The organism is uncultured Litoreibacter sp., assembly GCF_947501785.1.
Taxonomy (GTDB): Bacteria; Pseudomonadota; Alphaproteobacteria; order Rhodobacterales; family Rhodobacteraceae; genus Litoreibacter.
In genome coordinates, this window is record NZ_CANMXB010000001.1 from 3,688,437 (window position 1) to 3,708,765 (window position 20,329).

At 60.6% G+C, this 20,329-nt stretch carries 22 protein-coding genes, 1 tRNA gene and 1 riboswitch; of the genes, 12 read left to right on the top strand and 11 right to left on the bottom strand.

Annotation, left to right across the window (positions count from 1 at the left end):
• Positions 1-43 precede the first annotated feature (43 nt).
• A complete protein-coding gene (locus Q0899_RS18390; protein WP_299194842.1) occupies positions 44-682 on the top strand; it encodes a cysteine hydrolase in 639 nt (212 codons plus the stop codon).
• A gap of 78 nt (positions 683-760) precedes the next feature.
• Positions 761-1,771 (top strand): hypothetical protein, encoded by a 1,011-nt coding sequence (locus Q0899_RS18395; protein ID WP_299194846.1) that lies wholly within the window; start codon positions 761-763, stop codon positions 1,769-1,771.
• Here the strand turns inward: Q0899_RS18395 and Q0899_RS18400 are convergent.
• A complete protein-coding gene (locus tag Q0899_RS18400; RefSeq protein ID WP_298298983.1) occupies positions 1,768-2,391 on the bottom strand; it encodes a LysE family translocator in 624 nt (207 codons plus the stop codon). The two genes, Q0899_RS18395 and Q0899_RS18400, sit on opposite strands and share 4 nt — an antisense overlap.
• A gap of 68 nt (positions 2,392-2,459) precedes the next feature.
• The gene (locus Q0899_RS18405; RefSeq protein ID WP_299194849.1) at positions 2,460-2,909 is read right to left on the bottom strand and encodes a 6,7-dimethyl-8-ribityllumazine synthase; all 450 of its coding nucleotides are present in this window, start codon (positions 2,907-2,909) and stop codon (positions 2,460-2,462) included.
• A 70-nt stretch (positions 2,910-2,979) separates the two neighbouring features.
• Positions 2,980-3,112, bottom strand: a riboswitch (FMN riboswitch).
• 82 nt (positions 3,113-3,194) lie between these two features.
• Between Q0899_RS18405 and Q0899_RS18410 the strand changes: the two genes are divergently transcribed.
• From Q0899_RS18410 to Q0899_RS18420, 3 genes are all read left to right on the top strand, one after another.
• A complete protein-coding gene (locus tag Q0899_RS18410) occupies positions 3,195-3,887 on the top strand; it encodes an HAD family hydrolase (protein ID WP_299194852.1) in 693 nt (230 codons plus the stop codon).
• Positions 3,888-4,002: 115 nt separating this feature from the next.
• The gene (locus tag Q0899_RS18415; RefSeq protein ID WP_299194855.1) at positions 4,003-5,094 is read left to right on the top strand and encodes a hypothetical protein; all 1,092 of its coding nucleotides are present in this window, start codon (positions 4,003-4,005) and stop codon (positions 5,092-5,094) included.
• Positions 5,095-5,174: 80 nt separating this feature from the next.
• Complete coding sequence (locus Q0899_RS18420; RefSeq protein WP_299194858.1) at positions 5,175-5,648, top strand: hypothetical protein; 474 nt, start codon at positions 5,175-5,177, stop codon at positions 5,646-5,648.
• Between the two features lie 10 nt (positions 5,649-5,658).
• Here Q0899_RS18420 and Q0899_RS18425 read toward each other — a convergent pair whose 3' ends face one another.
• Complete coding sequence (locus Q0899_RS18425; protein WP_299194861.1) at positions 5,659-6,579, bottom strand: AraC family transcriptional regulator; 921 nt, start codon at positions 6,577-6,579, stop codon at positions 5,659-5,661.
• A 245-nt stretch (positions 6,580-6,824) separates the two neighbouring features.
• Here Q0899_RS18425 and Q0899_RS18430 point away from each other — a divergent pair, with 245 nt between their 5' ends.
• The 3 genes from Q0899_RS18430 (at position 6,825) to Q0899_RS18440 (ending at position 9,470) form a co-directional block, all read left to right on the top strand.
• The gene (locus Q0899_RS18430) at positions 6,825-7,136 is read left to right on the top strand and encodes a hypothetical protein (RefSeq protein ID WP_299194864.1); all 312 of its coding nucleotides are present in this window, start codon (positions 6,825-6,827) and stop codon (positions 7,134-7,136) included.
• A gap of 132 nt (positions 7,137-7,268) precedes the next feature.
• Positions 7,269-7,808: a peptide-methionine (R)-S-oxide reductase gene (locus tag Q0899_RS18435; protein ID WP_299194867.1), complete on the top strand. Its 540-nt coding sequence runs from the start codon at positions 7,269-7,271 to the stop codon at positions 7,806-7,808.
• Positions 7,809-7,913: 105 nt separating this feature from the next.
• The gene (locus tag Q0899_RS18440) at positions 7,914-9,470 is read left to right on the top strand and encodes a trimethylamine methyltransferase family protein (RefSeq protein WP_299194870.1); all 1,557 of its coding nucleotides are present in this window, start codon (positions 7,914-7,916) and stop codon (positions 9,468-9,470) included.
• On the opposite strand, the gene Q0899_RS18445 is transcribed toward Q0899_RS18440, so the two are convergent.
• Positions 9,467-10,348: a LysR family transcriptional regulator gene (locus Q0899_RS18445; RefSeq protein WP_298299008.1), complete on the bottom strand. Its 882-nt coding sequence runs from the start codon at positions 10,346-10,348 to the stop codon at positions 9,467-9,469. The two genes, Q0899_RS18440 and Q0899_RS18445, sit on opposite strands and share 4 nt — an antisense overlap.
• Before the next feature lie 144 nt (positions 10,349-10,492).
• Here Q0899_RS18445 and Q0899_RS18450 point away from each other — a divergent pair, with 144 nt between their 5' ends.
• Genes Q0899_RS18450 through Q0899_RS18460 form a run of 3 tightly spaced genes read left to right on the top strand, consistent with a single transcriptional unit; the run spans position 10,493 to position 12,269 of the window.
• The gene (locus Q0899_RS18450; protein WP_299194874.1) at positions 10,493-10,960 is read left to right on the top strand and encodes an SRPBCC family protein; all 468 of its coding nucleotides are present in this window, start codon (positions 10,493-10,495) and stop codon (positions 10,958-10,960) included.
• A gap of 5 nt (positions 10,961-10,965) precedes the next feature.
• Complete coding sequence (locus tag Q0899_RS18455) at positions 10,966-11,592, top strand: DUF1684 domain-containing protein (RefSeq protein ID WP_299194877.1); 627 nt, start codon at positions 10,966-10,968, stop codon at positions 11,590-11,592.
• Positions 11,593-11,600: 8 nt separating this feature from the next.
• On the top strand, positions 11,601-12,269 hold the full coding sequence (locus Q0899_RS18460) for a DNA-3-methyladenine glycosylase I (protein WP_299194880.1): 669 nt from the start codon (positions 11,601-11,603) through the stop codon (positions 12,267-12,269).
• On the opposite strand, the gene Q0899_RS18465 is transcribed toward Q0899_RS18460, so the two are convergent.
• Genes Q0899_RS18465 through Q0899_RS18475 form a run of 3 tightly spaced genes read right to left on the bottom strand, consistent with a single transcriptional unit; the run spans position 12,266 to position 15,571 of the window.
• On the bottom strand, positions 12,266-12,859 hold the full coding sequence (locus Q0899_RS18465) for a hypothetical protein (RefSeq protein ID WP_298299020.1): 594 nt from the start codon (positions 12,857-12,859) through the stop codon (positions 12,266-12,268). The two genes, Q0899_RS18460 and Q0899_RS18465, sit on opposite strands and share 4 nt — an antisense overlap.
• Positions 12,860-12,869: 10 nt before the next feature.
• Positions 12,870-15,107 (bottom strand): molybdopterin cofactor-binding domain-containing protein, encoded by a 2,238-nt coding sequence (locus Q0899_RS18470; RefSeq protein WP_299194883.1) that lies wholly within the window; start codon positions 15,105-15,107, stop codon positions 12,870-12,872.
• A gap of 2 nt (positions 15,108-15,109) precedes the next feature.
• The gene (locus Q0899_RS18475) at positions 15,110-15,571 is read right to left on the bottom strand and encodes a (2Fe-2S)-binding protein (protein WP_298299028.1); all 462 of its coding nucleotides are present in this window, start codon (positions 15,569-15,571) and stop codon (positions 15,110-15,112) included.
• 172 nt (positions 15,572-15,743) lie between these two features.
• Here Q0899_RS18475 and Q0899_RS18480 point away from each other — a divergent pair, with 172 nt between their 5' ends.
• Positions 15,744-16,721 (top strand): AraC family transcriptional regulator, encoded by a 978-nt coding sequence (locus Q0899_RS18480; protein WP_299194886.1) that lies wholly within the window; start codon positions 15,744-15,746, stop codon positions 16,719-16,721.
• Positions 16,722-16,742: 21 nt separating this feature from the next.
• Here Q0899_RS18480 and Q0899_RS18485 read toward each other — a convergent pair.
• The 4 genes from Q0899_RS18485 to Q0899_RS18500 form a co-directional block, all read right to left on the bottom strand.
• A tRNA-Glu gene (locus Q0899_RS18485) sits at positions 16,743-16,817 on the bottom strand.
• 72 nt (positions 16,818-16,889) lie between these two features.
• On the bottom strand, positions 16,890-18,656 hold the full coding sequence (gene recJ / locus Q0899_RS18490; RefSeq protein ID WP_299194888.1) for a single-stranded-DNA-specific exonuclease RecJ: 1,767 nt from the start codon (positions 18,654-18,656) through the stop codon (positions 16,890-16,892).
• Between the two features lie 55 nt (positions 18,657-18,711).
• The gene (glpX, locus tag Q0899_RS18495; protein ID WP_298299039.1) at positions 18,712-19,671 is read right to left on the bottom strand and encodes a class II fructose-bisphosphatase; all 960 of its coding nucleotides are present in this window, start codon (positions 19,669-19,671) and stop codon (positions 18,712-18,714) included.
• On the bottom strand, positions 19,668-20,327 hold the full coding sequence (locus tag Q0899_RS18500; RefSeq protein WP_299194892.1) for a ceramidase domain-containing protein: 660 nt from the start codon (positions 20,325-20,327) through the stop codon (positions 19,668-19,670). The genes glpX and Q0899_RS18500 overlap by 4 nt, the downstream gene beginning before the upstream one ends.
• Between the last annotated feature and the right edge of the window lie 2 nt (positions 20,328-20,329).

Below are 20,329 nucleotides of genomic sequence, written 5' to 3' on the forward strand. Positions count from 1 at the left end.
CTTTGCCTCTGCGCACAGTGGCTGCCAATGAGGGAGAACAGACATGGCGAACGCAAACACCCCCAAACGCGCATTGATCGAGGGCAAAGCGGTGCTGGTGGTGATCGACATTCAGGCGTCAACATTTATCGACGACAGCGTGGTGCGGTCCATCGACAACATGGCGGGCTACAAGGACCGGATGTTGGAAGCGCGCAAGGCCATTGACGCGGCGCGGGCGGCGGATATTCCGGTGGTGTTCATCCAGGAGGTGCACCGCCCCGACCTGATCGATTTTGGCCGCGAGCTGGATGGCGACGAGGATGTGCATTGCCTTGAGGACAACCCAAAGACAGCCCTTGCGGTGAAAGAGATGGGCATTTTGCCCACGGATTACGTGGTCCCCAAACGCCGCTATTCCGCGTTCTTTGGCACGGATTTCGAGATCTTGTTGAAAGGGCTGAAGGCCGACACGCTGATCATGGTCGGCGGGTTGACGGATGTTTGCGTGCACTACACGTTCGTGGACGGGCACCAGCACGACTATTTCTGCCGGGTGATTGAGGACTGCGTCGCGGGGTCCAGCATTGAGGCGCATGCCGCCTCGCTCAAGGCGATGGAATACCTGCAAACCGGTGCGATCCGGTCGCTGGAGGAGACGGTGACCGCAATAAAAACTTACATATCTCCGCCCAATTCCTGAACGGCGTTCATTTTTCTTGCGTTTCATGACCCAACCTGCCTAGGCTCAAAGCAGGGGGAGTTTTATGGAGATCATCTCATGAAACGCCAAATGGAACTGCTCACCGCAATCGCCGCCGGAACCATCGCCACAGCCGCTCCGGCACAAGACCGCGACATCAGACCGGTGGTCTACATCATCAATGATGGGGCCGCGCCGAGCTACAATTACGACCGCGACATTTTCCAGAATGCCAGCCGCCAGGCCGGGCCGGAAGTATCGGGCTTTGTCAATGCCAATGATCCTGATGTGTTGGCCAAGGCCAAAGCGCAGGCGGTTCCAGATGACGCCAGCATCATCTACCTTTCTGTCACCAATCTGCCCGCCACCCGCTCGCAAGAGCTGAAACCTGATTTCGACAGCCTTAGCGCCCAAATCGCCGCCAAACCGGCAAGCGAGGGCTGGCAGGAGATCGCCTTCGCCCCCATGTGCCGCCTCTACGCCGCGCAACCGGCGGCGGAGGATCAGATACAAGCGGCGATGCTGGCGGTGATGGATGACCCCAATGCCAAGCTGAACTGCTACCGGCTGGCCATGACCTATTTCGCGGGCCTGCCCGATGAAAGCGGCAATCGCGTGATGCCCGTCTATCTCGACAGCCGGGCCATGGTGATGCAGGCCACGTTGCCGGCCATCGAAGTGGCGGAAGCCTATCTCGCTCACAAGCACCAGCGCGACGAAAGGGGCCGCTACAAGCGCCGCGAAAGCCGCGTCTACGCTCCGAAGGAAGAGATTTTCCTGCGCGCATATCTCGACCATGTGGGCCGGGATCAGGCGGGCACCATGTTTGGCAGCTACAAGATTGACCTGTCGATGGAGGTTCGTAACCCCGACGGCGCTTTGCTTGGTCGCACGAAACTGCACAGCTACCAGAACCCTTCCCAGCTGTTCTACCCGCTGGATGGAACCTACTTCTGGAACAACATCACCGCTGGCGTTTTTCTAGAGGACCCCGGGGACTACCTGCTGGCCTTCATCTTTGAAGACGGCTCCCGCCCCGGGTCAGACCCGGCGGAGGTGACCTTCCCCGTCACCATCTCTGCGAATTAGGAGGGCCTTAGCTCCCGGTAGCCCTTGAAGATCAGGAGAAGCCCGACCCCAAGCAGCCCGAAGGCGCTGAGCCGCTCAACGTTGAACCGCTCGCCAAAGCGAGAACGCGACGCGCTGAGCGCCAGCATGGCGTAGCCAAAGATCGAGGCGGCATCGAGCAGCACAAAAACCGCACCGTAGATCAGCGATTGGAACACCACGCCCAGCTCGGGGTTGATGAAGCCCGGGAAAAGGGCCGCGAAGAACACGATGGCCTTGGGGTTGGTCACGCAGGAAAAGAAGCCGCTGACAAAGGCAGTGCGGTAGCCACCCACCGGCAGCGCCGCACTTTCGGTCTTGGCGGCGGTGAAGGAGGTGTAGGCCAGATAAAGGATGAAACAGCCGCCCGCGATTTGCAGCACGGGCAGGATTTGGCTGGCCAGCGACAGCAGCGCCTGCAAGCTGATCACCGCGACGACGATATGCACAACGGTGCCAAGCGCGTCCCCACAGATGGACGCCACGGCGGCTTTCGGCCCGTACCGGACCGCCAAGCTTGATGCCAAAGCGCAGGCGGGGCCGGGGGTGGCCACGATCACAAAGGTGGCGGCGATGAAGCTCAGGAAAAGTGCGTAGTCCATGTCAGGCCCCTAACGTTTGAGGGGACCCAACAGGGAAGCAGGTGGCAGGTCAACTGCCGCTTTGCCATTTACGCGGCGGTCGCGCGCTTCACCAGTTTGGTTCGGGTCTCGCCAATCATCAAAGCGGCGCGGGCGGCTTCGCGGCCTTTCTCGACGAAATGGGCTTTGTAGATGCCCATATGGTGCTCGGTCTCCTGGAAGTGGTGCGGGGTCAGGGACACGGACAGCACCGGCACGCCGCTGTCTAGCCCCGCGCGCATCAGCCCGTCCACGACGGCGGAGGCGACGAAATCGTGGCGGTAAATGCCGCCATCCACGACCAAAGCGGCGCAGGCCACGGCGGCGTAGTCGCCGGTTTCGGCCAGATCCCGCGCCAGCAGGGGCATCTCGAACGCGCCGGGCACGTCGAAGACGTCAATCTGCGCGGGGTCGATCAGTTCGGAAAAACCGGCCAAGGCCTGATCCACGATCTCGGCATGCCAGTTGGCCTTGACAAAGGCGTATCGGGTGAGTGTCATTTGCAGGTCTCCTTTCGCAACAAAACACGTCACCAAGGCGATCCCATGCGCGCACCCCGGAAGGGCACCCGCACGCTCTCTCTCATCCGGACTATGACCGTCGGCTCAGGAATTACACCTGATCTGCTGACACCCCTCATCTGAAAGGCCGCTCGCGGGCTATCACCGCCGGTGGGGAATTTCGCCCCGCCCTGAGAACTGTTTCAGATTTAAGGGGAATCGTGGTTTGCGCAAGGCTGGAAACGACATTAGCGTCCGCAAAAACGCAAAAGGCTGTAACGTCACATGATTTCAGGGCTCCTCTTCGACAAAGACGCAACCTTGCTGGATTTCGAGAAAACGTGGGGGGAGTGGTCGCGCAGCTTTCTGACGGGTTTGGCAGACGGCGATCCGGCCTTGTTGCAGGCCATGGCTGACGCCATCCAGTTTGATCTGACCCGCAACACGTTCCACCCCACCAGCCCGGTAATTGCCGGCACGCCCGACGAGGGCGTCGACCTCATCCTGCCGCTGCTGTCCCATTGGGACCGCGACGCGCTGGTCACCCATTCGAACGAGACGGCACGGAAGGTGCAGGTCCATGAAATCGTGCCGCTGGCCCCGCTGCTGGACGAGTTGAAAACCCACGCGCCGCTGGGCATCGCGACCAACGACGCCGCTGCCTCCGCCCGAAGGCATATGGAGGCTGTGGGCGTCGCTGACCGCTTCACCGCCATAATCGGGTCTGACAGTGGCTTCGGGGGCAAACCGGGGCCGGGCATGTGTCTGGCCTTCGCGGACCACATCGGCGCGGAACCCGCAACGGTGGCCATGATCGGCGACAGCACCCATGACCTGCACGCGGGCCGCGCGGCGGGGATGATCTGCGTCGGCGTCACAAGTGGCTTCGCCAGCGAGGCCGATTTGACCCCGCATGCGGATGTCGTGCTGCCTAATGTGTCGCACCTGCCGGACTGGCTGAACAGCCGCGCAACCTGACACAAACCCTGACAAACTTGATTTTCAAACGTTAACGACGCACTCTGAGCCCATATTTTTAAGGGCTGCGATTTTTGGCCCGTTGTTTTGAACTGGTATTGGGGCGGGCGTATTCATGTCTCGGCTGCAGAATTTCATCGCGCATTGGCGCGACATTGGCGAGATGCGCATCGCGCCGCGTTATCTGATCATTTTCCTTTTCCCGGTGATCGTGTTGATCACGGCGGAGTATCTGCTGGGCAACTACGGCGACCACGCGCTGGACCTCAGCCATGTGGCCTTGGCGCAGCATGACACGCTGGGCGAACTGGCAGGCCGCTACCGCTATATGGCGGCGGTGTTCTTCTATCTGGCGGTGTCGGTCAGCCTCATTCTGGTCTTCGCGTTCGAGCTGGGCTCGCAGCACAAGCTGCTTTCCATCTTGTCCACGGTGGTGGCGCTGTTTGCCGCCGTGGGGGTGGCGCTGGTGTTCTCCATCCTGGAGCCGGTGCAGATGAACAGCTTTGAGTCCTATCAGCTTTTGGGGGAATCCTTGTATCGCAGGGCTTTGGGCGTGGGCAAGCTGGCCGGATGCGGGGCGGAAACGCCTATGAACGGCGACTGCCTGAAGGGCGGGGCGTTCAACGCGCTGATCCAGCTGAACGGCACGGTTAACATCGTCTCGGCGCTTGCCTCGGCGTCGGTTATCGCGGGGATGATCCTCGCTTTGTCGAGGTCCGGCCCGGTTGACCTAAAGACGCGCGACGGGCTGTTGCAAGAGGCCAAAGCGCTGGAGGCCAGCCAAGCCGCCACGCGGCGCTACCTGTATGCATCCGGCATTCTACTGACCGTCGGGTTGAGCATGGGGCTGGCTTGGATGAACTGGCCCAATGCGCTGATCGTTGATGACGCCACGCGCGACATGCACGGCAAGCTGGTTGACGGGGTGTCGCTTTTTCGGGGCGTCAGCTACTCGGTCTTGATCATGTCCTATTACCTGCCGGTCAGCCTTGTGCTGATGGTGCGCACCAATACATTTCATGCGGCCGCCGAGGCACATGGCAGCGACATCACGCCCAAGGAACTTGAGGTGTGGGACGCCAGGATCGGCGGTTTTGACATCAACAAGATCGCGTCGCTGGACGCGATGAAAGCGATCCTGGCGATTGTGTCGCCCATTCTGACCAGCGCGCTGGGCTCTTTCGGGTCGCTCACGGGCTTTGGCTGAACGTTCGGCTTGAATTGACCTCTCGCCCGCGTGGCTCACTGTCGCTAAACTTGGCTCGTACTGGACGGGAAACTTCAAATATGGCGCCGCAAACCGACCTATCGCCGCAGGACAAGCTGGACGGGTTGGCGCTGCTGATCCTGCGCCTCGGGCTCGCGTGGTTCATCTTCCTGTGGGCGATCCACAAGATACTGACGCCCGGCCAGTACCAGCAATTGGCGCGCCATTTTGACAAGGTCGACGTGTCGACACTGCAGGTCTACGGCATGGGCGCGCTGCAAATCGCGCTTTGCGCCTGTGCGGTGCTGGGGGTGTTTCGTCTCTTTTCCTACGGTGCGCTTGGCGTGATGCACCTGTTCACGGTGCTGCGCCGGTGGGAGCGGTTCCTTGACCCGTTCGCCATCAACGACAAGGGCTTCCCCATCAACCGCAACCCGGTGATTGATCTGGCGGTGCTGGCGGCGTTCATCGCCCTGGTGCTGCTGATCCGGCGCGATCACTTTAGCATCGGCGGCTGGTTGGCGCGGCACGACCGGCCACGTTGGTGGACGTAGCCGCGCCGCGTTAGACGCGCGCCAATCTTTTGTAGGCCCCGGGCGATGACCCGATCTCCCGCTTGAAGGCGCGGTTGAACGCGTTTGTGTCGGCGTAGCCCGACTTGAAGGCGATCTCGTCTATCGACAGTGAATTGTCTTCCAGCATGCGGCAAGACAGGTTGATGCGCCAGCGGCGGACGTAATTCATCGGGCTCATGCCGGTTGCCTGCTTGAACCGAGCGGCAAATGCGGTGCGCGACTGACCATAAAGCTGCGCCAGGTTGTTGACGCTCCAATGGCGGGTCGGGTCGTTGTGGATCGCGTCCAACACCAGCTTGGTTTTGGGGTCGGCGAGGGCCATCATGTGGTCGTCCTCGTCCATGGTGCGGTCCATCCAGTCCTGAATGGTGTAGATGCACAGCATCTCGGTCATGCGGTTCAACACGACCAAAGACTGCTCGGAGAACTCCGACAGCTCTGCGCTGATGAGGCCCACCAACATGGAGAACTTCTTGGACAGCGCGGTATCGCTGGCCCGCCCGATCAGCATATCGGGAAGGCTTGCGGTTATGGCCGGGGGTGTCCCGTTGGACATCTCGAAATACCCGCACAGCAGGTGGGTGTCCGAGCTGTCATGCACCAGCGGGTGAAAGTAGGAGTTTTCCGCCCCGGTGGGGAAAGAGCCGGTCTTGGTCTCCCGACCAATTTCATCAAAGTAGCTATGCGCTTTTCCGTTGGGGAAAATTGCAATGTCCCCGACGTTCAGTTTTTCAGGGCTGCCGCCGCCGGGCAGGTCGACCCAGGTATGCCCCGCGACAACGATATGGAAGCGCGCAAGATTGGGGTGTTCGTCGATATGCACGCCCCATGGGGAGGACAGGTTTTTGCCGATATATGCGGTGCTGCGCACACGCATCATGTTGAGAAGGTCTAGGATCACATCAGTCATGCCCAAGGCGTAGGTCTAAGCTGGATCACAACATAGAAACGCTGCTGTGAGATCAATAAATTGTGTCTTGATTTGTACGAACGGCAAGAAATGCGAATTTTTCGGCCCTATTGAAAAACGGGGCAAAAGGTACCCTCAAATCGTCTGGAACTGCACCGTGCCTTGGGGGCCGAATAGGAACGTCCGCTTAGCTAACTGCATAATTCCAATCAATATCTCTCACATACCATACGGAGAAGACTACTATGAAAACTATCCTCATGACCGCCGCGGCGACTCTCGCCATTTCGGCACCCGCTTTCGCTGAGACCTCTGCTGCCGAGCTGTTTGCAATGAGCAACGCATCCGCGGCTGAAACAATCGTACGCGAAACATCCATGGGTGATGTCACCGCTGCCCGCATTCGCCTGGCCTTGGGCAACATGAGCGCGGCCGAGCGTGAAGCATTCTTCCAGGCTGATACAACCAGCCGCCAAAAGATCATCGAAAAGCAAATCCTGTTCGGTGACGGCAACAGCGCGGCTGAAATGGCTGCTGAAATCGTCAAGAACAAGTAATTGTGCTGGGGTCGCGAAAGCGGCCCTGCGATCAAAACAAGCAAGCGGGCCCCGGCCGGAGCGGCCCGCTTGGTCTCTACAGAATTTGCGCTCACCCAAGCGCGCGCTCCCCCCAAAAAGAGAGAGACGCCCATGACCTCCAAACTGTCCAATTTCCTCACCCGCCGGTCCTTTTTCGCCAGCTCAGGCGCAGCCGCGCTGACACTCGGTTCCGCCGCGCATGCACGCGTGGCCCCCGGCACCAACTCCGATTTCGCGTACGAGGTTCAACGGACCGAGGACGAGTGGCTGTCGATGCTGACGGATGAAGAATTCGTCATCATGCGCGAAGGCTTCACCGAAAAGCCCAAAACCGGGACCATGTGGGAAGAAACGCGTGAAGGCACCTATAGCTGCAAGGGCTGCGACCTGCATCTTTACAACTCACAGCATAAGGTGGTGCTCGATAAGGGGTGGGTGTTCTTTTACCACTCCCAACCCGACGCGGTGATGACCAATATTGACGGCAAGCCCGCCGAATATGGCGGCCAGATGAGCGACGGCTCCGAGTTGCTGATCGAAGTGCATTGCCGCCGGTGTGGCAGCCACCAGGGCCATCTTGTCTTTATCAAGGGCAATATCACGCATTGCATCAATTCGCAGGCTCTGACCTTTAACCCGACAACCGCCTAGACGCACGCAACGCAAGAAAACGACCTCACACGTCGGAAAGTGCCGAGTGTGGGGTCCATAGGTCTGTAACCTGAACCCCTGACCGATACCGGAGGGCGTTCACCCATGGCCAAAGATGCACCACGCAGGACCCGCAGCGGCGGGCGCGCAGGCAACGCGCGGCGCACGACGTCGCTGTTGCCCCCGCAAATGGCTTGGAACCCGCCCATCAATCGCGACAAACCGACAGAGCCGCTGGACGGTGAGGGCGTCGAGGCGATCCACAAAGGCTGCATGCGCATCCTGTCGGAGATCGGGATCGAATTCCTCAATCCCGAAGCCTGCGACATCCTGAAGAAAGCCGGCTGCAAAGTCGACGGCACCAACGTCAAAATGGACGAGGACTTCGTGATGGAGATGGTCGGCCACGCGCCGTCTGAGTTCACCATCACCCCCCGCAATCCCGACCGCGCCATCACCATGGGCGGACAGCACATGCTGTTCGGCAACGTGTCGTCGCCGCCAAATTCGTGGACGCTGGAACGCGGCAAGGAATCCGGCAACTTCGAGATGTATAAAGACTTCATCAAGCTGACCCAGTTCTTCAACTGCATCCATTTCGCGGGCGGCTACCCGGTGGAACCCACCGACATCCACGCAGGCGTGCGCCACCTGGACTGCCTGTTCGAGAAGCTGACGCTGACGGACAAGGCCGTGCACGCCTATTCGCTGGGCCGTGGCCGCGTTGAGGACGTGATGGAGATGACCCGCATCGCCGCCGGAATTTCGCGCGAGCAGTTCGACAGCCAGCCCTACATGTACACCAACATCAACTCGGTCTCGCCGCTGAAACACGATTTCCCGATGCTCGAAGGCGCGATGATCCACGCGCGCCGCATGCAGCCGGTGATTGTGACGCCGTTCACATTGGCCGGGGCCATGGCCCCTGTGACCATGTCAGGTGCGGTGACGCTGAGCCTTGCCGAAGGACTGGCCGCCATCGTTTTGCTGCAGGTCGTCAACCCCGGCGCGCCTTGTGCGATTGGCACATTCACCTCCAATGTCGACATGAAAACCGGCGCGCCCGCGTTCGGGACGCCGGAATATATGCGCGCCACGCAGATGACGGGGCAGATGGGCCGGTATTACGGGCTGCCAATCCGGTCGTCGGGTGTCTGCGCGGCCAACGTGCCAGACGGGCAAGCCATGTGGGAAACATCCAATTCGCTTTGGGCGGCGGTGCAATCGGGTACCAACGTGGTCTACCACGCGGCCGGTTGGCTGGAGGGTGGGCTCATAGCGAGCCCCGAGAAGTTCATCATGGACTGCGACGTGCTGCAGCAAATCCAGCGCTACATGGAGCCCGCCACCTACGCCACCACCCCAGATGACATCGCCATCGACGCCATCAAGGAGGTCGGTCCCGACGGGCATTACTTCGGCTGCCAGCACACACAGGAACGCTACGAGACCGCGTTCTACAGCCCGCTGATTTCCGATTGGTCGAACTACGAGGCCTGGGACCTGAACGGCGCCACATGGACCGCCGAGCGGGCGCATAAGATGTACAAAGGCATCATGGCCGAATTCGAGGCCCCTCCAATGGATGCGGCCATCCGTGAGGAGCTGACGGATTTCGTCAACCGCCGAAAGGCTGAAGGCGGGGTGGAAACGGATTTCTAGCGGCTGAACTGAGCTTTGCGGGCGAGGATGTAGTCGCATATGTAGTCGACGAAGGCCCGCACCCGGGCTGTCTTTCGCAAATCCCCGTGAAGCAACACCCAAATCGATCGGCTGGGCTGCGCCGGGGCGTTGGGCACCCGCACAAGTCGGGGGTCAGGGTCGAGCAACAGTCCCGGGCACCAGGCCATTCCAAGGCCGTTGGCGGCCGCTTCGGCCTGCATGAAGATCTCAGGCATGACATGGCGGGTCTTGGCGTTGGGAAACGGGGTTTCCTTAACCCAGTCGCTGTTCCCGCCCCAGCCGACAAAATGCGCGCCGGTACCGTCGCCAACGGTCAGCTCCGGGTGGCGGTCCAAATAGACCTGGCTGGCAAAGGCCGCGACCGAATACTGCAGCAGTCGCCGTCCGACGACATCGTCCTCAACCTCGTATGCGACGCGGATTGAGACATCCGTTTCGTGTCGGTTGATATCGGAAATCGCGTTGGTAGAGATAATCTCGATGTTAATGTCGGGAAACTCTGCGGTGAACCCGGCGAGGATTTGCCCCATAAATGCTTGCGCAAAGGAGGGGGGAACCGATACCCGCAAAGTGCCGGATGGGGTCGTGTCCAACCCGCTTATCTTTCGCTCAATGTTAAGCGTCTGGCGTTCAATCTCTTCGGCGTGAGGAACGAGCAGTTCGCCAGGTTGGGTGAGCGTCAGTCCTCCGGCTGAGCGGTCAAATACGCGGGTGCCCAGCGATTGCTCCATGCCCTGGATTGCGCGGTTCACTGTTGCATGGTTCACGCCAAGCTGGTCGGACGCGCCACGAAGGCTGCCCGCGCGCGTCGCCGCTAGGAAAACCCGCAGCTGATCCCAGTTCAATTTCGGTGCCATTGTCTACGGTTTAGCCTGGTTGCTCTTTGAATGGGTGGATCGAATCTGATCCATTGTGGATCGTAATATCCCATATTCGGACAAAATCCGATCCGGTAGCGTTGTTGGCGAATAGCCACCCAGTTAGCCGCAAGGAACTCAAGCATGGCCACAGTCTCCCTTACCCGTACTGTCAACGCTCCGATCGACCAAGTTTGGTCAAGTTGGGATGATTTCGGCGCGATTGCCAGATTTAATCCAAACCTCAAAGGGTCTCATTTGATCAACAGCTCGCAGGTTTCAGGACTTGGTGCGATGCGCCAATGCGACATGGCCGATGGGAAAAACTATGTTCGCGAAAAGGTCATAGAGTACCGCCCACACCAGAAGCTGGTCATTGACATCTACGAGAGTTCCATGCCGCTGAAGAAGGCTGTGGCCAGCTTTGACTTCAAAACCCGCGGCCAGAAAACTGATGTCACGATGACGATAGATTTTACGCCGAAATTCGGCGTGCTGGGCCAGCTGATGGTGCCCTTGATGAAGCCGCAACTGCGAAAAATGCAGGACGCCCTGTTGGCCGGGAACGCGGATTACGTGGAACGTGGCATCGAGGTCCAGGTGGCGGCATAAACCAAATGTTTTCAACCTATGACGGCCCCGCCGCCTATGCGCTTGCGGATTGGCGGCGGCGTATCAACGACCTCTATGCTGAGGTGCGCGCCACCCGCGACCCTGTTGATGGGTGGCGGCATTGGCGCGATGAGCGCTCGCGGCTATACGCGGCCCACCCCATGTCGCCAGTGCCAGACAAGGACAGGCCGGCATTCGACGGCATAGGGATGTATAGCTATGACCCGGCATTCCGGTTTGAGGTTCATCTCGAAGCACTGAGTGGGGAACCGGTCAGGTTCGATCTGGCCGGGGACGGGGTGATGGTGGCGCGGCCCGTCTCGCTCACCCGGGGGTTGGACAACGCACTTGGTGGGGAACTGACGGTCTACTGGATCGAAGGCTACGGAGGCGGGCTGTTCATCCCGTTCAAGGATGCAACAACGGGTGGGCAAACCTATGGCGGGGGGCGCTACATCGTGGACGCGATCAAGGGCTCGGACCTTGGCTTGGGGAAATCCGGTCGCCTGATCCTTGATTTCAACTTCGCCTACACGCCATCTTGCGCGTGGACCCCCGATTTTGTTTGCCCGCTATCGCCGCCTGAGAATACTCTGCCCGCATCCGTCACCGCCGGTGAGAAAACGCCCTAGGAGGTCCGATGCGCTCATTCGACGAAATTTTCGCTATCTCGGCTGATCGCCACGGTGGCGCCGACGCGTTGGAGGCAAAGCTGTCGCCGCCCAAATCGTCTGCCGCGCTCGCCGCAATTCCCGACGACCGCTGGCTGGCGCAAATGACGCGCTCGGTGTTCCAAGCGGGGTTCAACTGGAAGGTGGTCGACGCCATGTGGCCGGGGTTTGAGGCCGCGTTCAAGGGCTTTGACATCGGGACGTGCGCTTTGATGGATGACGAATGGTTCGACAAGCTTGTTACGGACACATCCATCGTGCGCTACCCCGCCAAGATCATGTCGGTGCGCGACAATGCAGCCTTCCTCAGCAGTCTGGCGCGGACACACGGGTCCGGCGCAAAGGCCCTCGCTGAATGGCCGTCCGAGGATTTTGCAGGCCTGTTGGCAATGCTCAAGAAGGATGGCAACCGGCTGGGCGGTTCGACGGGCCAGTACTTCCTGCGCTTCATGGAGCGCGACAGCTATATCCTGTCACGCGACGTGGTGGGCCGTTTGGAAGCCGAGGGGGTGATTGACAAAGCGCCGACCTCGAAAAAGGCGATGAACGCGGTGCAAGAGGCGTTCAACACATGGATGGACCAGTCAGGCCGCTCCCTGACCGAGATCAGCCGTGTTCTCGCCATGAGCACCGGCTAAGACGGGCATGGCATCCCCGCAGCACCCCAGGCCAGCACGTCGTTGACATGCTCCTGCAGCGAATAGGGGGCCGGTTCGCGACCCTGTCCCGGGGCCCACGCCCAATGCAGGATCAGGTCATGGTCCAGATGCGACGCGATATCGAGGTAGGTTCGCCCACCATTGCGGTCGGGGTCTTTCAGCTGGTTGCAAATGTGGCTGGATGATTTGCCGAACCATTCTGCTTCGACCGGGGCCAGTTGCCATGCCATCTCAACCCCGGGTGCGCCATGCGGCAGGGGGCTGTTGGCGTTCAGGTGGCAGGTGCTGCATTGCAGGAATTCCGCCCCGATCCGGCTTTCGCCGGCATTGATATTCATTCCGTGAGGGCGGGGCTTTCCGTAGGACGGCCCCGACCACATTGGAACGTTGCTGTCGCCAACATGGCAGTTCGAACAGCGTGGGTGGGATGTCACTTCGTAGATCCGTGCCCAATGCTCCAGCCCTTGCTCGGTGGTGACCGAGCCTTCTTCCAGCGGGATGATCTCGACGGTTTCGGCGGCAACCGGCGGCGTGGCCATCAAGGCCGCGGCAAGCAATATACGTTTCATGCATCCCACCTCAGACAAAATCAATGTGCTTGTTGAAAGGCATCTCGCGGATGCGCTGACCGGTGGCGGCGAAAATCGCGTTGGCCAGGGCGGGCGGGGCCGCAGGGACAGGCGGTTCGCCAATCCCGCGAATTTTCTCCGCGTTTTCGAGACCCTTTACGATGATTTCGGGAGCCTGATGCATTCGCATCCCTTCGGAGGCATGGTAGTTGGTTTGCTCCGCCATGCCGTCGGAATAGGTGATTTCCGAGTTTATGGCGTGGCCCAGCGCCCAAACGACCCCGCCTTGCACGAGGTTCTCAAAATTGACGGGGTCAATCACGCGGCCCACGTCGGCGGCGACGTAAACCCGGTCAATCTTGATGCCCGCGTCGGTGTTGGTGACTTCGATCACTTGCGCCACCGGCACGCCGAAGCTTTCCACCAGCGCGACGCCGCGACCTTGGTTGTCCCCCATCGGGGTTCCCCAGCCAGACATGTCGGCAACCGCTTCCAGCACTTTGCGATGCACTTCGTTGTTGCACAGGCGCAAACGTTCCTCGAGCGGGTCTGCACCTGCTGCGTGGATCAGTTCGTCCAGAAAGCTCTCTGCAAAGAATCCGGCGGTGGACGCGCCGACGGAGCGCCACGAGCTCGTCGGTGCCAATTCCGGCACCGCATAGGCGCGCACTCGCAGGTTCGGGATGCCGTAAGCCATGGCCCAAGCGCCTGCGGCGATTTGTGTGTCCGGCCCGGGAACGGGCACACCCAAGCGCCCTGACATGGACCGCGCGGCGGAGACAGTGGCGATGTCCAAGCTCCAGCTGTCCACCTTGCCGTCTTTCACGGTCCCTTTGGATCGGCTCATGCCAATCTGGCGGGGGTAATCCGTCGCGAAATCCTCTTCGCGGGAAAGGGTCAGCTTCACCGGCGTGCCGCGCATTTGCACCGCGATCTCCGTGGCTTGGGTGACATTGTCCCATTCCAGCCGGTGGCCGAAACTGCCGCCGGAATACTGGTTGTGATAGATCACGTCGTCAGGTTCGCAGCCCACAATCGCCGCCACTTTCTGCTGCAAGAAGCGAGGCAATTGGTGGCCGGTCCAAACCTCAGCGCCGTTTTTATCGGCGCGCACAATGGCGTTCAACGGCTCAAGCGGTTGGTGCGCGACGTAGCCGGCGCGGTACTCGGAACTGATCACCTCGGCACCGTCCATCGCTGCATCCACATCGCCATCGGCACGCCATTCCTTGTCCAGACGTTCCTCAGTGAAGCTGGCGGCGACCTCTTCCCAATGGGCGTCTTGCTCCGCCGGGTAGGGGGCGTCCGCCCAGTCAAATTCAATCTGATTTGCCGCGTTCATCGCCCGCCAAGTGCTGTTGGCCACAACCGCCACCCCGCCTGTGACCGGCAGAATGGAGCTCACGCCGGGCATGGTATCCGCGCCGTTCTCCTCATAGCCATTCATCGCGCCGCGACGCGGGCTGACGCGGGTTGAGGCGTAGACCATGCCGTCCAGTTTCAGGTCGATCCCGTAGATTTGCGTGCCGGTGGTCTTCGCCGGAATATCCTTGCGCGCCATGGGCTTGCCGATCAGACGCCATGTGCTGGGGTCACGCAAAGTGACGTCGGAGACGGGGTCCAAACCAGATGCGGCCTCCGCCAACTCGGTATAGGCCAACGAGGTCCCGTCTGGCAGTTGTACCGCCCCATTTGCGGTCTTCAATTCACCGACCGCGACGCCCGATTGCTGGGAGGCCGCCAGCTTCAGCGTCTCCCGCGCGACGGCGCCTGCGGCACGTAGTTTTTCGTATTGATCGGGCGCGGAACTGGACCCGCCGGTTCCCATAACACCCAACAATTTGGTTACGCTTCCCACCATGCCACGCATGGTGCGCGCACCAAAGCTTTCGTCAAAAGAGGCAAACGGCACCGCCTCCGCCGACAAGGCGGTGTTCCAATAGGCGGGCGCAGGTGCGCCGAAATCTGTCTCAAACTGGCCGAATTCCACGTCCAATTCTTCCGCGATCAACGCGGCCTGCATATGCACAACACCCTGGCCAATATCGGCATGCGGGGTGATCAGCGTGATCTTCTCCGGCGTGATCTTGACGAACGGATTGAACGTGGCCTCCCCCTTGCCAAGACCCTCGGCCAGCGGGTTGTCATGCGGGGTTCTGACTTTGTAGATCCCGAAGGCCACGCCCCCCGCAATCGCGGCGGAGCCGATCAGGAAGGTACGGCGGGCAATTGTTCTGGCGCGTCCCATGCTCAGGCTCCTTTTATCTTGGCTGCAGCATCATGTATCGCCGCGCGAATGCGCGGGTATGTCCCGCAGCGGCACAGGTTGCCGGACATGACGCGGTCAATGTCCTCGTCCGTCGGGCTGTCGTTCAATTCCAACAAGGCAGTGGCCTGCATCACCTGACCCGATTGGCAATAGCCGCATTGCGCGACCTGATGGTCGACCCAGGCTTGTTGGACGAGGGACAGTTTTTCAGGTGTGCCGACGCCTTCGATGGTGGTCACCTCTGCGCCTTCCAGGTCGCCAACCTGTACCTGGCAGGACCGCCGCGCTTCGCCGTCAACATGCACCGTGCAGGCCCCGCATTGCGCGATGCCGCAGCCGTATTTGGTGCCGGTTAGTCCTATTTCGTCACGCAGCACCCACAAAAGCGGGGTGTCAGGCTCTATCTCTATGTCGTGGGATGTGCCGTTGATGGTCAGCTGCATGGGTCAGGCTCCTGCATATGGCGTTTTAGGAAGGGTAACGCGGGACATTACGCAAATGAACTATCACTTCGCGTCAACTCGCTATCAAATCGCGCCAAGCCCTTTTGTTGAGAGCCAGCTGCGACATATGACTAAAGGGTAACTCATCGCTGCCCGTCGAAAAGGCCTGATCATGCAAAGATACCACGTCGCCCACTCCGCCCAGCAGCTTTGCGACATCGCCGGCGTCCGCAAGGAGGCCGTAATGGCCCGCGCGGGTTTGCCGGCCAACCTCGACAAGGAAGCCCGCGGTGTGACGCCCCGCGAATATTTTGCCTTTTGGTCCGCGGTGGTTGTTGAATCGGGGCGGGATGACTTTTCGATGTTTGTCGGCTGCATGTCGTCAGGGGTGCCGCATAACTCGGAAACGGCGGCGTTTGCGCTCAGCCCGGATGTGCGCACGGGATTGGAACGACTGGCTGTCTTCAAACCTCTTCTATGCCCGACCCGCGCGACCGTTGAAGCCACCCCCGCCGGCATTCGGTTCAATCTCTATTCCGCGGACCCGTCCCACCCGATGCCAATGGATTTTCAGGCCTTGCACCCGATCTTTATCACCGAGCTGATCCGCGCCTGCACTGGCGTCCATGTGGTGCCCCTGCAGGTTGGGTTTGACGGGCCGGAGCTGGCGCAGCCCAGCGTGGCGGCGTATTTCGGCTTCGCGCCGCAGCAAATGCCCTATGTCACATTGCTGATTTCGCACGAGGATGCGGCACTGCCATTGCTGTCCAACAACGCCGAGAAATGGGGCTGGCTGGAACCGAGCTTCCGCGCGCGCCTAGAGGCGATTTATGGCGGGCAGACCATCCGCGAGCGTGTCGCGGGGGTGTTGATCGAGATGTTGCCCGCCGGCCTGTCGGGCATCGAGGTTGCCAGCGATCGGCTGAACATGAGCAAACGGTCGCTGCAACGTATGTTGAAGGCCGATGGCCTTACATATCAGCGCATTCTGACGGACACGCGCCGCGATTTGGCGCTGGGCTACCTGCGCATGCCGCAGCTGACGATTGACGAGATATCGCATCTGCTGGCCTACCGGGAGACGAATTCTTTCTACCGCGCATTTCAGGGCTGGACGGGCATGACCCCTCAGCAGGCGCGTTCTGTGTAGCGATGAGGGGGGATAAACTGCTGGTACTCCCTAGGGGAATCGAACCCCTCTTTCCAGGTTGAAAACCTGGCGTCCTAACCGATAGACGAAGGGAGCATCAGCAGTGAGAGGCTATTTAGGGGAGCGGATTGCGACTCGCAAGTAGAAATCGTGCCAATTTGACGATTTTTAGCCCGCTGCGGGCGCGGCATCCTCCAACCTGAGCTGCACCGACTGTCGGCCCTGCCAGGTGTTGATCTCAACCCGCCCGGCAAGGTGGAAGCGCTGCCCCTTATGCTGCGTAAGTGCTTGCAATAACCCGTTTTCCGCGGCCCCAAAGCTGATGGCGTCGATCTTGGCGCCCATCCCGTCAGAGAAGCTGAGCTTCAAGTGACCTTGGCCCACCTCCTTGGTGAAACCGATTTGCTGGTCTGGAAATGCGAAGCGGGGGGCGGCGGCGCCTGCGCCGAAGGGGCCAGCTTTTTCGAGTTGCTCGACCAATGGCACGTTTGCGGCGCCCGCCATCATGAGGCCGTCCAGCTTCAAGTCGCGCGGTCCCAGCGCGCCCGCGCCCTGTTTGTCCATCAACTCGGACAGGCGTTGCATGGCGGTTTCTAGCTTGGTTTCCTCCACCGTCAGCCCCGCCGCCATCTTGTGGCCGCCGCCCTTGATCAGATGGCCTTCCATCGCAAGTCTTTGAATTTGCGCGCCTAAATCGATGCCGGTGACTGACCGTGCGGACCCTTTGCCGATGCCATCTTCCAAGCCGATCACGACCGCGGGGCGGTTGGTGGCTTCCTTCAGGCGGGACGCGACGATGCCAACGACGCCGGGGTGCCAGCCTTGGCCGGCTGCCCAGACCAGAGGCGCGTCAAAGCCGCGTTCTTCGGCTTGGGCGAGGGCCGCGATGCGGACCTGCTCTTCGATCTCGCGGCGTTCCGTGTTCAAAGCATCAAGCCGTTCGGCCAGGGCCTCGGCCTCGGATTTATCGTTTGTAGACAACAGTCTAGCGCCCAAGTCAGGTGTGCCCACGCGACCGCCTGCGTTGATCCGAGGGCCCAGCAGGAAGCCCAAGTGGTAGGATGTGGGCGCGGTGTCCATGCGGGCGACATCGGCTAAGGTGCTGATTCCAATGCGATTTCGTTGTCCCATGATCTTGAGGCCCTGCACGACCAAGGCGCGGTTCACACCTATCAACGGTGCGACATCCGCCACGGTCCCAAGTGCCACCAGATCCAAAAGCGCAATGAGATCAGGGGCTTGAGCCCCTTGTTGCTTCAACAGGCGGTTCAGCGCAATGAGGGTAAGGAACACCACGCCGGCGGCGCAGAGGTGGGCCAGGTCGCCATTCTCATCCTGCCGGTTGGGATTCACAACGGCATGAGCGGGGGGCAGGGTTTCTCCGCCAAGGTGATGATCTAAAACGATAATATCGGCAGCAGAGCCAGCGGCGAGAGCGTCATGGCTGAGCGTGCCGCAGTCGACACAAATGATCAAATCATGCTCGGCGGCCAAGGCCTGCATGGCGGGCTCGTTCGGGCCGTAGCCTTCGTCGATACGGTCGGGAATATAGAGCGTGGCGGGGCGTCCCATGTCGCGCAGCCAGTTGATCAGCAGCGCCGCGGAGGTTGCGCCATCCACGTCATAATCTGCAAATATCGCTATCTTTTCAGAGGCTTGCGCGGCTTTCAAAATCCGCTCCGCCGCCTTGTCCATATTTTTCAGAACGGATGGGTCGGGCAAAAGCTCTTTCAAAGTGGGCGCCAGATACCGTTCTGCATCACCCACCTGAACGCCCAAACGTGACAGGGTTTGGCAGATGGGGCGGGGCAGGTTTGTCTGTTGCGACATGGCTTCGGCCATGCGGTCCTGATCAGGGGACAGGCCGACCCAGCGGCGGCCCGTCAGGGAGGCCTCTACCCCCAGAAACGCGGGTTTTGGGACATTTTGGGACAAACTCAAACGCCCCTTTTCCCAAATTGGGACAAAATTTTTGGCCCCGTTTTCGCCATCAGACCGGGGAGCGGTAGGACATGCGGCGGACCGATCCGGTCTTGGAGCGCATCAAAATGGTTTCGGTTGTGTAAAAGCCAACTTCGCGTTTGATCCCGTGCAGGATGGAGCCGTCAGTGACGCCGGTGGCGGCAAAAATCACATCCTGAGTGACCATCTCGTCGCGGGAGTAAATCTTGTCGAGATCGGTGATCCCCGCCTTCTTGGCGCGGCCGCGTTCGTCGTCGTTGCGGAACAGGAGGCGGCCATACATCTGCCCGCCCATGCACTTCAATGCGGAGGCAGCCAGCACGCCTTCGGGCGCGCCGCCTTCGCCCATATACATGTCGATGCCGGTCTGCGCGGCTTCGGCGCAGTGCATCACTCCGGCGACGTCGCCATCGGTGATCAACCGGATCGCAGCGCCGGTGGAGCGCAGGTCTTCGATCACTTGTTCATGCCGCGGGCGTTCCAGCACGCAAACGGTGATGTTCTCGGCCTTGCATTTCTTGGCCTTGGCCAAGGCGGCGACACGTTCTTTGACGGACATTTCCAAAGTCACCACATCCTTGGCGTAGCCCGGCCCGATGGCCAGCTTGTCCATGTAGACGTCAGGCGCGTGCAGCATGGAGCCGCGGGGACCCATGGCGATGACGGTCAGCGCGTTGGGCATGTCCTTGGCGGTCAGCGTGGTGCCTTCGAGCGGGTCCAGCGCGATGTCCACGCCGGGGCCTTCGCCGGTGCCGACCTCCTCGCCGATATAAAGCATCGGGGCCTCGTCCCGCTCGCCCTCGCCGATCACCACTACGCCGGCAATATCCAGCATGTTGAGCTGTTCGCGCATGGCGTTCACAGCCGCTTGGTCGGCGGCCTTTTCGTCACCGCGGCCGATGAGATTGGCGGACGCCAGGGCGGCAGCCTCGGAGACGCGGGCGAGGCCGAGAGACAGCAGGCGGTCCTTGAATTCTACGTTGCTCATGGGGTCGTGGTCCTTTGTGTATGTCGGATCAGGGCCAGTAGCAGCAGCCCGATCATCGTTGCGTTGAGGATATGCCACATAAAGTGGGTGCCGTAAGGCCAATTTGCGCAAACACTCATGTCAAATGTGCGAAATGCGAGGGAAATTCCGAAAATAACGGTGGCGGAGACGAACCACGGCGCGATTGCATGGCGTTTGGCCAGCGAAATGGCCGAAAACAGAAGCATCGCGGCGACGGCGGGGGCGTATTGTTCCGACCCGTTGAGATCCAGCCCGGCGGTCAGATAGGTCAGAAGGGCCACGAAACCTGCCAAGCCGACGAACCCCAGCGCGATGGTCAGCCAGCCAACCTGTCCAATGAGGATGGCGCTGGTGACGGCATAGGCCAAAACGAAAAGCCATATCGGGATAGTGTCGGCGAAGCCCGACCAGACCTCCGCCACGGTGTGGAACAGGAAGGACCCGACCCCGATGCAGGCGGCCAAGATAATCAGCAGCCAAATGGCTTTGTTGGTGACGCGGTGCGTGCGGGCGGTGTTGGCCGCAATGAGGGCGGCGATGAGGAACGCCGCGTTGGAGATCGCGTTGATCGGCTCGGCCCAGAAGGAGGGGTCCATCCGCTCGCAATAGATGTCGACGGAGGCCCGCCAATCCATGG

Coding starts and splice junctions, on each gene's coding strand:
- Q0899_RS18460 (WP_299194880.1), top strand. CDS start 11,601: ATGCGCTCATTCGACGAAATTTTCGCTATCTCGGCTGATCGCCACGGT.
- glpX (WP_298299039.1), bottom strand. CDS start 19,671: ATGAGCAACGTAGAATTCAAGGACCGCCTGCTGTCTCTCGGCCTCGCC.
- Q0899_RS18465 (WP_298299020.1), bottom strand. CDS start 12,859: ATGAAACGTATATTGCTTGCCGCGGCCTTGATGGCCACGCCGCCGGTT.
- Q0899_RS18470 (WP_299194883.1), bottom strand. CDS start 15,107: ATGGGACGCGCCAGAACAATTGCCCGCCGTACCTTCCTGATCGGCTCC.
- Q0899_RS18480 (WP_299194886.1), top strand. CDS start 15,744: ATGCAAAGATACCACGTCGCCCACTCCGCCCAGCAGCTTTGCGACATC.
- Q0899_RS18500 (WP_299194892.1), bottom strand. CDS start 20,327: ATGGATTGGCGGGCCTCCGTCGACATCTATTGCGAGCGGATGGACCCC.
- Q0899_RS18455 (WP_299194877.1), top strand. CDS start 10,966: ATGTTTTCAACCTATGACGGCCCCGCCGCCTATGCGCTTGCGGATTGG.
- Q0899_RS18420 (WP_299194858.1), top strand. CDS start 5,175: ATGGCGCCGCAAACCGACCTATCGCCGCAGGACAAGCTGGACGGGTTG.
- Q0899_RS18400 (WP_298298983.1), bottom strand. CDS start 2,391: ATGGACTACGCACTTTTCCTGAGCTTCATCGCCGCCACCTTTGTGATC.
- Q0899_RS18475 (WP_298299028.1), bottom strand. CDS start 15,571: ATGCAGCTGACCATCAACGGCACATCCCACGACATAGAGATAGAGCCT.
- Q0899_RS18440 (WP_299194870.1), top strand. CDS start 7,914: ATGGCCAAAGATGCACCACGCAGGACCCGCAGCGGCGGGCGCGCAGGC.
- Q0899_RS18450 (WP_299194874.1), top strand. CDS start 10,493: ATGGCCACAGTCTCCCTTACCCGTACTGTCAACGCTCCGATCGACCAA.
- Q0899_RS18430 (WP_299194864.1), top strand. CDS start 6,825: ATGAAAACTATCCTCATGACCGCCGCGGCGACTCTCGCCATTTCGGCA.
- Q0899_RS18390 (WP_299194842.1), top strand. CDS start 44: ATGGCGAACGCAAACACCCCCAAACGCGCATTGATCGAGGGCAAAGCG.
- Q0899_RS18395 (WP_299194846.1), top strand. CDS start 761: ATGAAACGCCAAATGGAACTGCTCACCGCAATCGCCGCCGGAACCATC.
- Q0899_RS18425 (WP_299194861.1), bottom strand. CDS start 6,579: ATGACTGATGTGATCCTAGACCTTCTCAACATGATGCGTGTGCGCAGC.
- Q0899_RS18405 (WP_299194849.1), bottom strand. CDS start 2,909: ATGACACTCACCCGATACGCCTTTGTCAAGGCCAACTGGCATGCCGAG.
- Q0899_RS18445 (WP_298299008.1), bottom strand. CDS start 10,348: ATGGCACCGAAATTGAACTGGGATCAGCTGCGGGTTTTCCTAGCGGCG.
- Q0899_RS18410 (WP_299194852.1), top strand. CDS start 3,195: ATGATTTCAGGGCTCCTCTTCGACAAAGACGCAACCTTGCTGGATTTC.
- Q0899_RS18435 (WP_299194867.1), top strand. CDS start 7,269: ATGACCTCCAAACTGTCCAATTTCCTCACCCGCCGGTCCTTTTTCGCC.
- Q0899_RS18415 (WP_299194855.1), top strand. CDS start 4,003: ATGTCTCGGCTGCAGAATTTCATCGCGCATTGGCGCGACATTGGCGAG.